This is a genomic window from Streptomyces sp. NPDC002144, assembly GCF_053593695.1.
This window is the reverse complement of the sequence record NZ_JBSFDB010000030.1, coordinates 50,067-63,307: the sequence shown is the minus strand read 5'-3', so window position 1 is coordinate 63,307 and position 13,241 is coordinate 50,067. Positions and strand designations below refer to the sequence as shown.

General features: G+C 71.8%; 10 protein-coding genes. 4 read left to right on the top strand and 6 right to left on the bottom strand.

Annotated features, from left to right (window positions below; translation table 11 throughout):
- Positions 1 to 13 precede the first annotated feature (13 nt).
- Positions 14 to 835: a PaaX family transcriptional regulator gene (locus ACWCQ1_RS35705; protein WP_358598741.1), complete on the top strand. Its 822-nt coding sequence runs from the start codon at positions 14 to 16 to the stop codon at positions 833 to 835.
- A gap of 10 nt (positions 836 to 845) precedes the next feature.
- On the opposite strand, the gene ACWCQ1_RS35700 is transcribed toward ACWCQ1_RS35705, so the two are convergent.
- Together ACWCQ1_RS35700 and ACWCQ1_RS35695 are read right to left on the bottom strand one after the other, a co-directional pair.
- Entirely contained in the window at positions 846 to 3,113 is a 2,268-nt protein-coding gene (locus tag ACWCQ1_RS35700) for a bifunctional salicylyl-CoA 5-hydroxylase/oxidoreductase (protein WP_451028229.1), read from the bottom strand.
- A 7-nt stretch (positions 3,114 to 3,120) separates the two neighbouring features.
- Positions 3,121 to 3,948, bottom strand: coding sequence for an enoyl-CoA hydratase family protein (locus ACWCQ1_RS35695; protein WP_358598747.1), 828 nt, complete (start codon positions 3,946 to 3,948; stop codon positions 3,121 to 3,123).
- Between the two features lie 266 nt (positions 3,949 to 4,214).
- On the opposite strand from ACWCQ1_RS35695, the gene ACWCQ1_RS35690 reads away from it, so the two are divergent.
- Positions 4,215 to 4,670, top strand: coding sequence for an ATP-binding protein (locus tag ACWCQ1_RS35690; protein ID WP_133046079.1), 456 nt, complete (start codon positions 4,215 to 4,217; stop codon positions 4,668 to 4,670).
- A 6-nt stretch (positions 4,671 to 4,676) separates the two neighbouring features.
- Here the strand turns inward: ACWCQ1_RS35690 and argF are convergent, their stop codons facing one another.
- Together argF and ACWCQ1_RS35680 are read right to left on the bottom strand one after the other, a co-directional pair.
- Positions 4,677 to 5,684, bottom strand: a complete 1,008-nt coding sequence (gene argF / locus ACWCQ1_RS35685) for an ornithine carbamoyltransferase (RefSeq protein ID WP_358598750.1) — start codon at positions 5,682 to 5,684, stop codon at positions 4,677 to 4,679.
- Positions 5,685 to 5,764: 80 nt separating this feature from the next.
- Positions 5,765 to 6,988, bottom strand: coding sequence for an arginine deiminase (locus ACWCQ1_RS35680; RefSeq protein WP_133046081.1), 1,224 nt, complete (start codon positions 6,986 to 6,988; stop codon positions 5,765 to 5,767).
- 130 nt (positions 6,989 to 7,118) lie between these two features.
- On the opposite strand from ACWCQ1_RS35680, the gene ACWCQ1_RS35675 reads away from it, so the two are divergent.
- Both ACWCQ1_RS35675 and ACWCQ1_RS35670 read left to right on the top strand, forming a co-directional pair.
- Positions 7,119 to 8,222 carry an SPFH domain-containing protein gene (locus ACWCQ1_RS35675; RefSeq protein ID WP_358598753.1) on the top strand — a complete coding sequence of 368 codons (1,104 nt, stop codon included), beginning with the start codon at positions 7,119 to 7,121 and terminating at the stop codon, positions 8,220 to 8,222.
- Positions 8,219 to 9,118, top strand: a complete 900-nt coding sequence (locus ACWCQ1_RS35670; RefSeq protein WP_451028228.1) for a hypothetical protein — start codon at positions 8,219 to 8,221, stop codon at positions 9,116 to 9,118. The genes ACWCQ1_RS35675 and ACWCQ1_RS35670 overlap by 4 nt, the downstream gene beginning before the upstream one ends.
- Before the next feature lie 52 nt (positions 9,119 to 9,170).
- Here the strand turns inward: ACWCQ1_RS35670 and ACWCQ1_RS35665 are convergent, their stop codons facing one another.
- Complete coding sequence (locus ACWCQ1_RS35665; RefSeq protein WP_358598759.1) at positions 9,171 to 11,717, bottom strand: polynucleotide kinase-phosphatase; 2,547 nt, start codon at positions 11,715 to 11,717, stop codon at positions 9,171 to 9,173.
- A complete protein-coding gene (locus tag ACWCQ1_RS35660; protein WP_451028227.1) occupies positions 11,714 to 13,177 on the bottom strand; it encodes a 3' terminal RNA ribose 2'-O-methyltransferase Hen1 in 1,464 nt (487 codons plus the stop codon). The genes ACWCQ1_RS35665 and ACWCQ1_RS35660 overlap by 4 nt, the downstream gene beginning before the upstream one ends.
- Positions 13,178 to 13,241 lie beyond the last annotated feature (64 nt).

Genomic DNA, 13,241 nt, shown 5'->3' with positions numbered 1-13,241 from the left:
ACGAAGACCTAAGATGATCAACGTGTCCGACCAGCATGCACCACGGTCTCTCATCGTCACGCTCTACGGCGCCTACGGCCGCTTCGCGCCGGGCCCGGTGCCCGTCGCGGAGCTGATCCGGCTGCTGGCCGCGGTCGGCGTGGACGCCCCCTCCGTCCGTTCCTCGGTGTCCCGTCTCAAACGCCGCGGACTGCTGCTGCCTGCCCGCACGGCCGAGGGCGCCGCGGGGTACGAACTCTCGCCGGACGCACGGCAGTTGCTCGAGGACGGCGACCGGCGCATCTACGCCACCGCGCCGCCCGAGGACGACGGCTGGGTGCTCGCGGTGTTCTCGGTGCCGGAGTCGGAGCGGCAGAAACGGCATGTGCTGCGCTCACGGCTGGCCGGGCTCGGCTTCGGCACGGCGGCGCCGGGCGTGTGGATCGCCCCGGCCCGGCTGTACGAGGAGACACGGCACACGTTGCGCCGGCTGCACCTGGACCCGTACGTGGACCTCTTCCGCGGCGAGCACCTGGGCTTCGCCGCGACCGTGGAGGCCGTCGCCCGCTGGTGGGACCTGACCGCGATCGCCAAGGAGCACGAGGCGTTCCTCGACCGGCACGCGCCCGTGCTGCACACCTGGCGGGAGCGCGGGGACACTCCGCCCGAGGAGGCGTACCGCGACTACCTCCTCGCCCTCGACTCCTGGCGCCACCTCCCCTACACCGACCCCGGCCTGCCCGCCCGTCTGCTTCCCGAGGACTGGCCGGGCGTCCGCTCGGCCGCGGTCTTCCGGGAGCTGCACGAGCGGCTCAGGGACGCGGGGGCGGTGTTCGCGGGCGGAGGGCAGCCCTGAACTGTCAGGGTCAACTCCCCAGCGTGAGGCGGGGTTTGGGAGCGTCCGTGCGGCCGGTCTGGGGGCGGCGGCTGCCCGCTCGGTACGGGGCCGGCCAGACGACGCCCGGACCGTCGTAGCCCTGTTCGGCGGCCGCGTGCAGGGTCCAGTGCGGGTCGTAGAGGTGCGGCCGGGCGAGGGCGCACAGGTCCGCACGCCCGGCCAGGATCAGGGAGTTGACGTCGTCCCAGGAGGAGATCGCGCCGACCGCGATCACCGGGACACCGGTGGTGCGCCGGATCCGGTCCGCGTACGGCGTCTGGTACGACCGCCCGAACTCCGGCCGCTCCTCGGCGACGACCTGGCCGGTCGACACGTCGATCGCGTCGGCGCCGTGCGCGGCGAAGGCGCGGGCGATCTCGACGGCGTCCTCGGCGGTCGTCCCGCCGTCGGCCCAGTCGGTGGCGGAGATGCGGACCGTCATGGGCTTCTCCTCCGGCCACACGCCCCGGATGGCGTCGAAGACCTCCAGCGGGAAGCGGAGTCGTTTCTCCAGCGAGCCGCCGTAGCCGTCGGTGCGGCGGTTGGTGAGCGGGGAGAGGAAGCCGGAGAGCAAGTAGCCGTGGGCGCAGTGCAGTTCGAGGAGGTCGAAGCCGGCGCGTGCGGCCCGCCAGGCGGCGGAGGTGAACTGCTCGCGGATATCGGTGAGTTGGGCGCGGGTCAGCTCGCGCGGTGTCTGGCTGTCCGGCTTGTACGGCAGCGGGGAGGGGGCCACGACGGGCCAGTTGCCCTCGGGCAGCGGTTCGTCCATGCCCTCCCACATCAGCCTGGTCGAGCCCTTGCGGCCGGAGTGGCCGAGTTGCACGCCGATCGCGGTGCCGGGGGACCGGGTGTGCACGAAGTCGGTGATCCGCCGCCAGGAGTCGGCCTGCTTGCCGGTGTAGAGGCCGGTGCAGCCGGGGGTGATCCTGCCCTCCGCGCTGACGCAGACCATCTCGGTCATCACCAGCCCGGCACCGCCGAGGGCGCGGGCGCCGAGGTGGACGAGGTGGAAGTCGCCGGGGACGCCGTCGACCGCGGAGTACATGTCCATGGGCGACACGACGACCCGGTTGCGCAGGGTCAGCCCGCGCAGCCGGAACGGGGTGAACATCGGCGGGGTACCGGGCGGGCAGCCGAACTCGTCCTCCACGGAGCCGGTGAACCGGGCGTCGCGCAGCCAGAGGTTGTCATGGGTGACGCGGCGGCTGCGGGTGAGGAGGTTGAAGGCGAACTGGCGGGGGGGCTGGTCGAGGTAGAGGCCGAGGTTCTCGAACCACTCCAGGCTGGCGCGGGCGGCGCGCTGGGTGGAGGCGACGACGGGTTTGCGCTCCTCCTCGTAGGCCGTGAGCGCCTTGTCGAGGGACGGCTGTTCCTCCAGGCAGGCGGCGAGGGCGAGGGCGTCCTCGACGGCGAGTTTGGTGCCGGAGCCGATGGAGAAGTGGGCGGTGTGGGCGGCGTCGCCGAGCAGGACGACGTTGCCGTGGGACCAGCGCTCGTTGGTGACCGTGCGGAAGGTCGTCCAGGCCGACTTGTTGGAGCGCAGGGGGCGACCGCGGAGCGCCTCCGCGAAGATCTTGGCGCAGCGGTCGATGGACTCCGCGGTGTCGAGTTCCTCGAAGCCGGCCGCGCGCCAGACGTTCTCGTGCATCTCGACGATCACGGTGGAGGCGTCGCCGGAGTAGGGGTAGCCGTGCAGTTGCATCACGCCGTGTTCGGTCTCGGCGATCTCGAAGCGGAAGGCGTCGAAGGGGAAGTCGGTGGCCAGCCAGATGTAGCGGCAGTGGTGGCCGGTCACCTGGGGGCGGAACACATGGGTGTAGGCCTCGCGGGTGGTGCTGTTGACTCCGTCGGCGGCGACGACGAGGTCGTAGGTGCCGGACAGCCAGTCGGGGTAGGGGGCCTCGGAGCGGAAGCGGAGGTCCACGCCGAGGTTCCGGCAGCGGGTGTGCAGGATCTCCAGCAGGCGTTTCCGGCCGAGGGCGGCGAAGCCGTGGCCCGAGGAGGTGTGCCGTTCGCCCCGGCGCACGATGTCGATGTCGTCCCAGCGGACGAACTCCTTCTGCATCGCCTCGTACACGGCCCGGTCGGCGTGTTCGATGCCGCCGAGGGTCTCGTCGGAGAGGACGACTCCGAAGCCGAAGGTGTCGTCGGGGGCGTTGCGCTCCCAGACGGTCACCTCACGCGCGGGATCGAGCCGCTTCAGCAGGGCGGCGGCGTAGAGTCCACCGGGTCCGCCCCCGATGATCGCGACACGCATCGCGACCTCACCTCCCCTGCCACTTCGGCGGCCTCTTCTCCGTGAAGGCCGCGTGGAACTCCGCGTAGTCCTCGCCGTTCATCAGCAGGGCCTGGGTGGAGGCGTCCAGCTCGACCGAGGCCGCCAGGGGCATGTCCAGTTCGGCCGTCAGGAGCGCCTTCGTCTGGGCGTGCGCCAGGGCCGGGCCGTCGGCCAGTCGGCGGGCAAGGGACTGTGCCGCCTCGTCCGCCGCGCCCTCTTCCACCAGTTCGCTGATCAGGCCGATGCGCTCGGCCTCCGGGGCCCGTACCTGGTCGCCCAGCATCAGCAGGCGGGTCGCGTGGCCGAGCCCGACGACCCTGGGCAGCAGATAGGCCGCCCCCATGTCGCCGCCGGACAGCCCGACCCGGGTGAAGAGGAACGCGAACCGGGTGGTGGGGTCGGCCACCCGGAAGTCCGCCGCCAGGGCCAGCACCGCGCCGGCGCCCGCCGCCACTCCGTGCAGCGCCGCGACCACGGGGAAGGGGCACTCCCGTACGGCCCTCACGACCTGGCCCGTCATGCGGTTGAAGTCCAGCAGCTGGGCCGTGTCCATGGACAGCGTGGCGCCGATGATGTCGTCGACGTCGCCGCCGGAGCAGAAGCCGCGGCCCTCCCCGGCCAGGACCAGGGCGCGGACGGAGCGCTCACGGGACAGCTCGGCGAGCAGATCGCGCAGGTCGGCGTAGGCACCGAAGGTGAGCGCGTTGAGTTTCTCGGGGCGGGCCAGGGTGACGGTCGCGACCCCGTCGGTGAGCTCGACGCACAGGTGCCGCCAGTCGGCGGTGCGGGCGGCGGAGCCGGTGAAGGGACTCATGCGGTGCGGCCTCCTCGGACGGTGGCGCGGACACATCTCGAAGTTATCACTCATTCGTGACTGTCGTCACGGACGCAATATAGCCCTGTCACCGCTCGTCACCGCTCGTCAATAGAGCGGTAACAGCGGGAGCACCCGCGCGAGGCAAGCCGTTTCCAGGGGTAAGCCGCCCGTCAACGGGGCCGAAGGTCCCCCGCGGTGCCCGCCGGACGTCTCTGACGGCGGCGCCGTACCATTCATACGGTTGAAAGCAGGACAGCCTGCTCATGAACGGATCCGCCTTGTACGAACCCCCCTCGGCCTCCGCCGCCTCCTGGCGCATCGCGCTGCCGCACTCCGCCGCGGCCGTGCCCGTGGCCCGCGCCCTGGTGCGCACGGCGCTGGCCGAGCTGGAGCACGGGGCCGACAGCGACACCGCGGAGCTGCTGACGGCGGAGCTGGTCGCGAACGCGGTGGAGCACACCGCCGGGGACTCCCCCATAGAGCTCGTGGTGGAGCTGCTGCCGGGCGGCTGCCAGGTCGAGGTGCACGACCCGGACCCGGCGCCGCCGGGCGATCTGACCAGGCCGAACGGGGACGAGCCCGACCCCTGGCAGGAACACGGGCGCGGGCTGCTGCTGATCCGCGCGCTCAGCTCGTCCTGCGGACACCGCGCGACGGACTCCGGGAAGGCCGTGTGGTTCCGGCTGCCGGCGGTGCCGCCGCAGCGGCGCCCGGTCTGACCGTCCTCAGGCCAGCGTGGCCACCAGGATCGCCTTGATGGTGTGCAGACGGTTCTCCGCCTCGTCGAAGACGACCGAGTAGGGGGACTCGAACACCTCGTCCGTGACCTCCAGCGAATCGAGGCCGTGGGTCTCGTGTATCTCCCGGCCGACCTTGGTGCCCAGGTCGTGGAAGGCCGGGAGGCAGTGCAGGAAGCGGACGTCCGGATTGCCGGTGGCGCGCAGGACGTCCATGGTCACCGCGTAGGGGCCGAGGGTGGTGATCCGCTCGTCCCAGACCTCCTTGGGCTCGCCCATGGATACCCAGACGTCGGTGGCGACGAAGTCGGCGCCCAGCACGCCCTCGCTCACGGACTCGGTGAGGGTGATCCGTGCCCCGCTCACCCCGGCCAGCTCGTGCGCGCGGTCGACGATCTCCGGGGCCGGCCAGTACGCCTTCGGGGCCACGATCCGGACGTCCATGCCGAGCAGGGCGCCGGTGACCAGGTATGAATTGCCCATGTTGAAGCGGGCGTCGCCGAGGTAGGCGAAGGAGATCCGCTCGACCGGTTTGGCGGTGTGCTCGGTCATGGTCAGCACGTCGGCCAGCATCTGGGTGGGGTGCCAGTCGTCGGTGAGGCCGTTGAAGACGGGGACACCGGCGTGGGCGGCGAGTTCCTCGACCTTCTGCTGGCTGTCGCCGCGGTACTCGATCCCGTCGTACATCCGGCCGAGCACGCGCGCGGTGTCCTTGACCGACTCCTTGTGCCCGATCTGCGAGCCGGAAGGGTCGAGGTAGGTGGTCGAGGCGCCCTGATCGGCGGCGGCGACCTCGAACGCGCAGCGGGTGCGCGTCGAGGTCTTCTCGAAGATCAGCGCGATGTTCCTGCCGCTCAGATACCGCTGCTCGGTCCCGGCCTTCTTCGCGGCCTTCAGCTCGGCGGCCAGCTCGATCAGGCCGAGGAACTCCTCCCTCGTGAAGTCGAGCTCCTTGAGGAAGTGGCGCCCGGCGAGGGCGGTCGGGACGGTCGCCATGGGGCGCTCCAGAGATACGGGAACAACGGACCCTGGAAGTCTATACGAGCTTTAGCATTTCTATGCACACGGGTGTGTGCTCATACGGCCGCCCGTTCGACCGGACAGCTCATACAGCGCGGCCCGCCCCGGCCCCGGCCGAGTTCGCTGCCGGGGATCTCGATGACCTCGATGCCCTGCTTGCGCAGATGGGTGTTGGTGGTGGCGTTGCGCTCGTAGGCGACGACGACACCGGGCTCGACGGCGAGGACGTTGCAGCCGTCGTCCCACTGCTCGCGCTCGGCGGCGTGCACGTCCTGGGTGGCGGTCAGCACGCGGATCTCGCTGAGGCCCAGGGCGGCGGCGATCGCGCGGTGCATGTGCTCCGGCGGATGGTCGGTGACCTTGAGCTCCTTCTCGCCGACGCCCGGCTCGATGGTGTACGAGCGGAGCATGCCGAGGCCCGCGTACTGGGTGAAGGTGTCGCCGTCGACCATCGTCATCACGGTGTCGAGATGCATGAAGGCGCGCCGCTTCGGCATGTCGAGGGCCACGATCGTCTGCGCGGAGCCGGCCGCGAACAGCTTGTGCGCGAGCATCTCCACGGCCTGCGGGGTGGTCCGCTCGCTCATGCCGATCAGGACGGCGCCGTTGCCGATCACCAGGACGTCCCCGCCCTCGATGGTGGACGGGTAGTCGGCCTGCCCCTCGGACCAGACGCGGAACGTCTCGTCGCAGAACAGGGGGTGGTGGCGGTAGATCGCCTCGAAGTGGACGGTCTCCCGCTGCCGGGCGGGCCAGCGCATGGCGTTGACGGCGACGCCGTCGTAGATCCACGCGGAGGTGTCGCGGGTGAAGAGGTGGTTGGGCAGCGGCGCCAGCAGGAACTCGTCGAGGTCCATGACGTGGAAACGGACCGAGGTCGGCTCCGGGTGCGCGTCCAGGAACTCGCGCTTGGTCATACCGCCGACCAGCGCCTCGGCCAGCTCGGGCGCGGGGAGGGTCTCGAAGGCGGCCCTGAGGTGGTCGGTGGCGAGGACGCCGTACTCCTTCTCGTCGAAGACCCGGTCCAGGACGAGGGTGCGGGCCGCCGGGACCTCAAGGGCCTCGGTGAGCAGGTCGCCGAAGAGATGGACGGTGACCCCGCGGTCGCGCAGCACGTCGGCGAAGCCGTCGTGTTCGGCGCGCGCCCGGCGCACCCACAGCACGTCGTCGAAGAGGAGGGCGTCCTTGTTGCTGGGGGTGAGCCTTTTGAGCTCCAGATCCGGCCGGTGCAGGATGACGCGGCGCAGCCGCCCGGCCTCGGAGTCGACGTGGAATCCCATGCCTCCATCCTGACCATCGAGCGGCCTCTTGACCCGTGGCTCGGCGGTTTCTTCGGTTACTTGTTCTCGTCCTCTTGACGATAATCGGCTCTCCGGATTATCGTCTAAGAGACGAAAAGAAGGGGGTCCGATGGCCGACATCACCCGGCGCCTTGGCTGGCGCCATCTCCGGGGCGCGCCGACGGCGCACATCCGGCACCACAAGGGCGGCAAGCTGCTGCACGACGGGCCGGGGCTCAGCTTCTGGTTCCGCGCGCTGACCGCGGCCCTGTCCGAAGTGCCGGTCGACGACCGGGAGTTGGCGATGACCTTCCATGCCCGTACGTCCGACTTCCAGGACGTCGCGGTGCAGGCGACGGTGACCTACCGGATCAGCGACCCGGCGCTCGCCGCGGCCCGGCTCGACTTCTCCGTCGACCCGGACACGGGCGTGTGGCGCGGGACTCCGCTGGAGCAGCTCGGCACCCTCCTGACGGAGACGGCACAGCAGCACGCCCTGGACGTCCTCGCCCGTACGTCGCTGTCGTCGGCGCTGGTCGACGGGGTGACGGCGGTGCGGGAGCGGGTCGCGGCCGGCCTCACGGCCGAACCCCGTCTCCCGGCGACCGGCGTCGAGGTGGTCGCCGTGCGCGTCGTCGCGCTGCGGCCGGAGCCGGAGGTGGAGCGGGCGCTGCGCACCCCCGCCCGCGAGCAGATCCAGCAGGAGGCGGACCGGGCGACGTACGAGCGGCGGGCGGTGGCCGTCGAGCGGGAGCGCGCGATCGCCGAGAACGAACTGGCCAGCCAGATCGAACTCGCCCGCCGCGAGGAGCAGTTGGTCGAGCAGCGCGGTACGAACGCCCGGCGGGAGGCGGAGGAGCACGCGGCGGCGGACTCGGTACGGGCCCAGGCCGAGGCGGCGCGCACGGTGAAGCTGGCGGAGGCGGAGGCCGAGCGGTCCGTGCGGCTGGCGGACGCCGAGGCACGGCGGACCGAGCGGCTCGCGGAGGCGGAGGCTGTCCGGTCCCTGCGGCTGGCCCGTGCGGAGGCCGAGGGAGCGCGCGAGGTCGGTGAGTCCCGGGCGCAGGCCCAGGCGGCCTGGCTGCGGGTGCACTCCGAGGTGGACGTGGCGACCCTGCACGCCCTCACCGGAACACGGCTCGCGGAGAACCTGCCCCGCATCGACAGCGTGACGATCTCGCCGGACGTGCTGACGGGGTTGCTGGCCAGGCTGGCCGGCGGGGACCCGGCGTGAGCCTCGCGCCGCGCGTCGTCCTCGTCCATCGCACCACGGAATACGAGGAGTTGGTGGCCCACCACGGCACCCACGGGCAGGCCGCCTTCTTCCTCTCCTCCCGGGGCCGGGACATCGAGGAGGTCGCCGAACGGCACCGCCGCACCCGCCGGGCACTGGCCGACGTCACCGCGGCGATCCCGCTGGCCTGGCGTCAGAGCAGGGTGGAGCGGGCCGACCTGGACCGCTTCCTGTTCGCGCCGGAGGACGTCGTGGTGGTCGTCGGCCAGGACGGACTGGTGGCGAACGCCGCCAAGTACCTCGCCGGACAGCCGGTGATCGGCATCGACACGGACCCGGGGCGCAACCCGGGCGTTCTGGTACGGCACCGGCCCACCGACGCGGCCGCCCTGCTGCCCGCCGCGCACGCGTCCGGCACCGGCGTCGACGAGCTCACGATGGTCGAGGCGGTCGCCGACGACACACAGCGCCTGGTCGCGCTGAACGAGATCTACCTGGGCGCCGCCGGACACCAGACGGCCAGATACCGCCTGGGCCTCGAGAACGACGGGGGTGTCGTCGAGGCCCAGGCTTCGTCCGGGGTGCTGGTGGGGACGGGGACCGGGGCGACGGGCTGGCTCCGCTCGGTGTGGCAGGAGCGGGGGGCCGCGCTGGAGCTGCCCCACCCCACCGAGGACCGCCTGCTGTGGTTCGTCCGCGAGGCCTGGCCCTCCCCCGCCACCGGCACGACCCTCGTCGCCGGCACCCTCTCGAGCACCGCCCGCCTCCGTCTCACCGTCGAGTCCGAACGCCTGATCGCCTTCGGAGACGGGATGGAGACGGACGCCCTGGAGCTGACGTGGGGGCAGTCGGTGCGGGTGGGGGTGTGCGGGGAGCGGCTGCGGCTGGTCGGCTAGGACCGGTCCGGCTCCGGCACCCCCGTCCGCGGGGTGCCGGAGCCGGCCGTACTCACAGCCGCGGGTCCACCGGCTCCGACTCCAGGGCCAGCACCCCGAACACCGCCTCGTGCACCCGCCACAGCGGCTCGCCCTCCGCGAGGCGGTCCAGGGCCTCCAGGCCCAGGGCGTACTCGCGGATCGCCAGCGACCGCTTGTGGTTGAGGAAACGGGTGCGCAGACGGGCCAGGTTGTCGGGGCGCGTGTACTCCGGGCCGTAGATGATCCGCAGGTACTCGCGGCCCCGGCACTTGATGCCGGGCTGCACCAGCCGGCCCTCGCTGCTGCGCACCAGCGCGCCGAGCGGTTTGACGACCATGCCCTCGCCGCCGCGGCCCGTCATCTCCAGCCACCAGTCGACACCGGCCCGTACCGACTCCGGGTCACCGGTGTCGACGTACAGCCGTCGGGTGGTCTGCAGCAGACCGGTGCCGTCGTGCTCCACCATCCGGTCCAGCAGGGCCAGTTGCCCGTCGTGCGGGAGCGCGGCGAGGCTGCGGCCCTGGACGGCGAGGATCTGGAAGGGGGCCAGCCGTACACCGTCCAGGCCGTCGGTGGTCCAGCAGTAGCGCCGGTACGCCTCCGTGAACGCGGCCGCGTTCGAGGCACGTTCACGCTGGCGGTCCAGCAGGCCGGCCACCTCGACGCCCCGCGCCGCAGCGCCCTCCAGGGCGGCCAGCGCCCCCGGGAACACCGCGCCGGACGCGGCACCGACGGCCGCGTACTGCGAGCGAAGCAGACCGGACGCCTTCAGCGACCACGGCATCAGCTCGGCGTCCAACAGGAGCCAGTCCGTGTCGAGTTCGCTCCAGAGGCCGGCTGCGGTGACGGACGTGCGGACGCGGCCCAGGATCTCCTCCGTCACCGACGGGTCGTCGAAGAACGGCCGTCCGGTGCGGGTGTACAGCGAACCCGTCGTGCCGTCGACACCGAACCGCTTGCGCGCCGCCTCCGCGTCCCGGCACACCAGGGCCACCGCTCGCGAACCCATGTGCTTCTCCTCGCACACGACCCGCTCGACCCCGTCCACCGCGTACTGCGCGAACGCCTCGGCCGGGTGCTCCAGGTAGCCCTCCACGTGGCTGGTCGCCGTCGGCGCCATGGTCGGCGGCAGGTACGGCAGCAGCCGCGGGTCCACCGCGAAACGGCTCATGACCTCCAGGGCCGCGGCCGCGTTCTCCTCACGGACCGAGACCCGCCCCGAGTGCCGGGTCTCCACGATCCGGCGCCCGTGCACGTCGTTGAGGTCGAGCGGCCGGCCGTCCTGCCCGCCGGGCGCCTCGGTCCGCAGCGGTCGCGCCGGCTCGTACCAGACCCGCTCGGCGGGTACGTCGACCAGCTCGCGCTCCGGCCAGCGCAGCGCGGTCAGCTTGCCGCCGAAGACGGCGCCGGTGTCCAGGCAGATGGTGTTGTTGAGCCAGGTGGCCTCCGGGACCGGGGTGTGGCCGTAGACGACGGCCGCGCGGCCCCGGTAGTCCTCCGCCCACGGGTAGCGCACCGGCAGCCCGAACTCGTCGGTCTCGCCGGTGGTGTCGCCGTACAGCGCGTGCGAGCGGACCCGGCCGGAGGTGCGGCCGTGGTACTTCTCGGGCAGACCGGCGTGGCAGACGACGAGCCGGCCGCCGTCGAGGACGTAGTGGCTGACGAGGGAGTCGATGAACTCCCGCACCTCGGCGACGAACTCCTCGCTCTGGCCCTCCATCTGCTCGACGGTCTCGGCGAGGCCGTGGGTGTGCTGGACCTTGCGGCCCTTGAGGTAGCGGCCGTACTTGTTCTCGTGGTTGCCCGGCACGCACAGGGCGTTGCCCGACTTCACCATCGCCATCACACGGCGCAGCACGCCCGGGCTGTCCGGGCCGCGGTCGACGAGGTCGCCGACGAAGACGGCCGTACGGCCCTCCGGGTGGACGCCGTCGGTGTAACCCAACTTGCCCAGCAGCGACTCCAGTTCCGAGGCACAGCCGTGGATGTCGCCGATGATGTCGAAGGGGCCGGTGAGGTGGGTCAGGTCGTTGAAGCGCTTCTCGGTGACGACGGTGGCGTTCTCGATGTCCTCCACCCCGCGCAGGACGTGCACCTTGCGGAAGCCCTCGCGCTCCAAGTGACGAACGGAGCGGCGCAGTTCGCGGATGTGACGCTGGATGACCCGGCGCGGCATGTCGGCCCGGTCGGTACGGGCCGCGTTGCGCTCGGCGCAGACCTCCTCCGGGACGTCCAGGACGATGGCGATGGGCAGGACGTCGTACTGCTTGGCCAGGTCGATCAGCTGGCGGCGGGCGTCCTGCTGCACGCTGGTCGCGTCGACCACCGTACGGCGGCCGGCGGCCAGGCGTTTGCCGGCGATGTAGTGCAGGACGTCGAAGGCGTCCTTGGTCGCGCTCTGGTCGTTCTCGTCGTCGGAGACCAGGCCGCGGCAGAAGTCTGAGGAGATCACCTCGGTCGGCTTGAAGTGCCGACGGGCGAAGGTCGACTTGCCGGAGCCGGAGGCGCCGACGAGGACGACGAGGGAGAGGTCGGTGACGGGGAGGACCCGTGCCCTGCCGGTTGCTGTCTCGGTCATGCCGCCTTCGCCTCCTTCTCGGTGGTCATCCTGAACACGGCCATCTGGGTGGGCGGCCCGACCTCCGGGTCGTCCGGGCCCACCGGCACGAACTCCACGTCGTAGCCGTGCCGTTCGGCCACGGCGCCCGCCCAGGCGCGGAACTCCTCGCGGGTCCACTCGAAGCGGTGGTCGCCGTGGCGCACATGGCCCGCGGGGAGGGACTCCCAGCGGACGTTGTACTCGACGTTCGGGGTGGTCACCAGGACCGTGCGGGGACGGGCCGCGCCGAACACCGCGTACACCAGCGCGGGCAGCCGGGGCAGGTCGAGGTGCTCGATCACCTCGCTGAGCACGGCGGCGTCGTACCCCTTGAGCCGGTTGTCGGTGTAGGCGAGCGAGCCCTGGAAGAGCTTGACGCGCGAGGCCTGCCGCTCCCCCATGCGGTCCAGCTTCAGCCGTCGGGAGGCGATGGTCAGGGCGCGCATCGACACGTCGACGCCGACGATCTCGGTGAACCGCGCGTCCTTGAGCAGCGCCTGCACCAACTGGCCCTGTCCGCAGCCGAGATCGAGCACGCGCGCGGCGCCGGACGTCTGCAGCACCTCGATGATCGCGTCCCGGCGCCGCACCGCGAGCGGCGTCGGCTTCTCCTCCGTCCCGGTCTCCTCCTCGACCGCGTTGTCGATGTCCTCGACCTCGCTGTCGTCGGCCTCCGCGAGCCGCACCAGCTCCAGCCGCTCCATCGCCTGCCGGGTCAGCGACCAACGGCGGGACAGATAACGGCTGGTGATCAGCCTCTGCTCCGGGTGCCCGGGCAGCCAGCCCTCGCCGGCCCGCAGCAGCTTGTCGACCTCGTCCGCGGACACCCAGTAGTGCTTGGCGTCGTCGAGGACGGGGAGCAGGACATAGAGATGACGCAGCGCCTCGGCGAGGGTCAGCGCCTCGGACTCCAGGACGAGCCGCACGTACCGCGAGTCGCCCCACTCGGGGAACTCGCTGTCCAGCGCGACCGGTTCGGCGGTGACGGTCCAGCCCAGCGGCTCGAAGAGACGCTGTACGAGACCTGGGCCGCCGCGGGCGGGGAGTGCGGGTATCTCGATGCGCAGGGGCCGTGCCCGGTCCGGCAGTTCGGGGCGGGCGTGGCAGGCGCCCTTCATCGCGCTGGAGAAGACGCCGCTGAGCGCCACGGCGAGCAGTGAGGAGGCCGCGTAGGGGCGGTCGTTGACGTACTGCGCGAGTGCCGCGTCGGGGGCTCCGCCGCGTCCCTTGCCCTTGCCCCGCCGGACCAGGGCCACCGCGTCCACCTCGAGCAGCAGGGCCGCCGTGCAGCGCTGCGTATCGGCCTCGGGGTAGAGGACGTGCGCCGTGCCGTAGGAGGTGGAGAACGCCTGCGCCTTGTCGGGGTGCTTGTGCAGCAGGTGGCCGAGGTCGGTCGCGGGGCGTTCGGGAGTGCCGGTGGTGGTGATGGTCAGGAACATGCGGAGACTCTCCGACGGGTGGACGATTCGGGTGCCGTACGCACGAGAGCCCCCAGGAAGGGTG

Excerpts from the sequence above, each read along its gene's own strand:
- ACWCQ1_RS35660 (WP_451028227.1), bottom strand. The coding sequence starts at position 13,177 with ATGTTCCTGACCATCACCACCACCGGCACTCCCGAACGCCCCGCGACC.
- ACWCQ1_RS35675 (WP_358598753.1), top strand. The coding sequence starts at position 7,119 with ATGGCCGACATCACCCGGCGCCTTGGCTGGCGCCATCTCCGGGGCGCG.
- ACWCQ1_RS35700 (WP_451028229.1), bottom strand. The coding sequence starts at position 3,113 with ATGCGTGTCGCGATCATCGGGGGCGGACCCGGTGGACTCTACGCCGCC.
- ACWCQ1_RS35705 (WP_358598741.1), top strand. The coding sequence starts at position 14 with ATGATCAACGTGTCCGACCAGCATGCACCACGGTCTCTCATCGTCACG.
- ACWCQ1_RS35680 (WP_133046081.1), bottom strand. The coding sequence starts at position 6,988 with ATGGGATTCCACGTCGACTCCGAGGCCGGGCGGCTGCGCCGCGTCATC.
- ACWCQ1_RS35690 (WP_133046079.1), top strand. The coding sequence starts at position 4,215 with ATGAACGGATCCGCCTTGTACGAACCCCCCTCGGCCTCCGCCGCCTCC.
- argF (WP_358598750.1), bottom strand. The coding sequence starts at position 5,684 with ATGGCGACCGTCCCGACCGCCCTCGCCGGGCGCCACTTCCTCAAGGAG.
- ACWCQ1_RS35695 (WP_358598747.1), bottom strand. The coding sequence starts at position 3,948 with ATGAGTCCCTTCACCGGCTCCGCCGCCCGCACCGCCGACTGGCGGCAC.
- ACWCQ1_RS35665 (WP_358598759.1), bottom strand. The coding sequence starts at position 11,717 with ATGACCGAGACAGCAACCGGCAGGGCACGGGTCCTCCCCGTCACCGAC.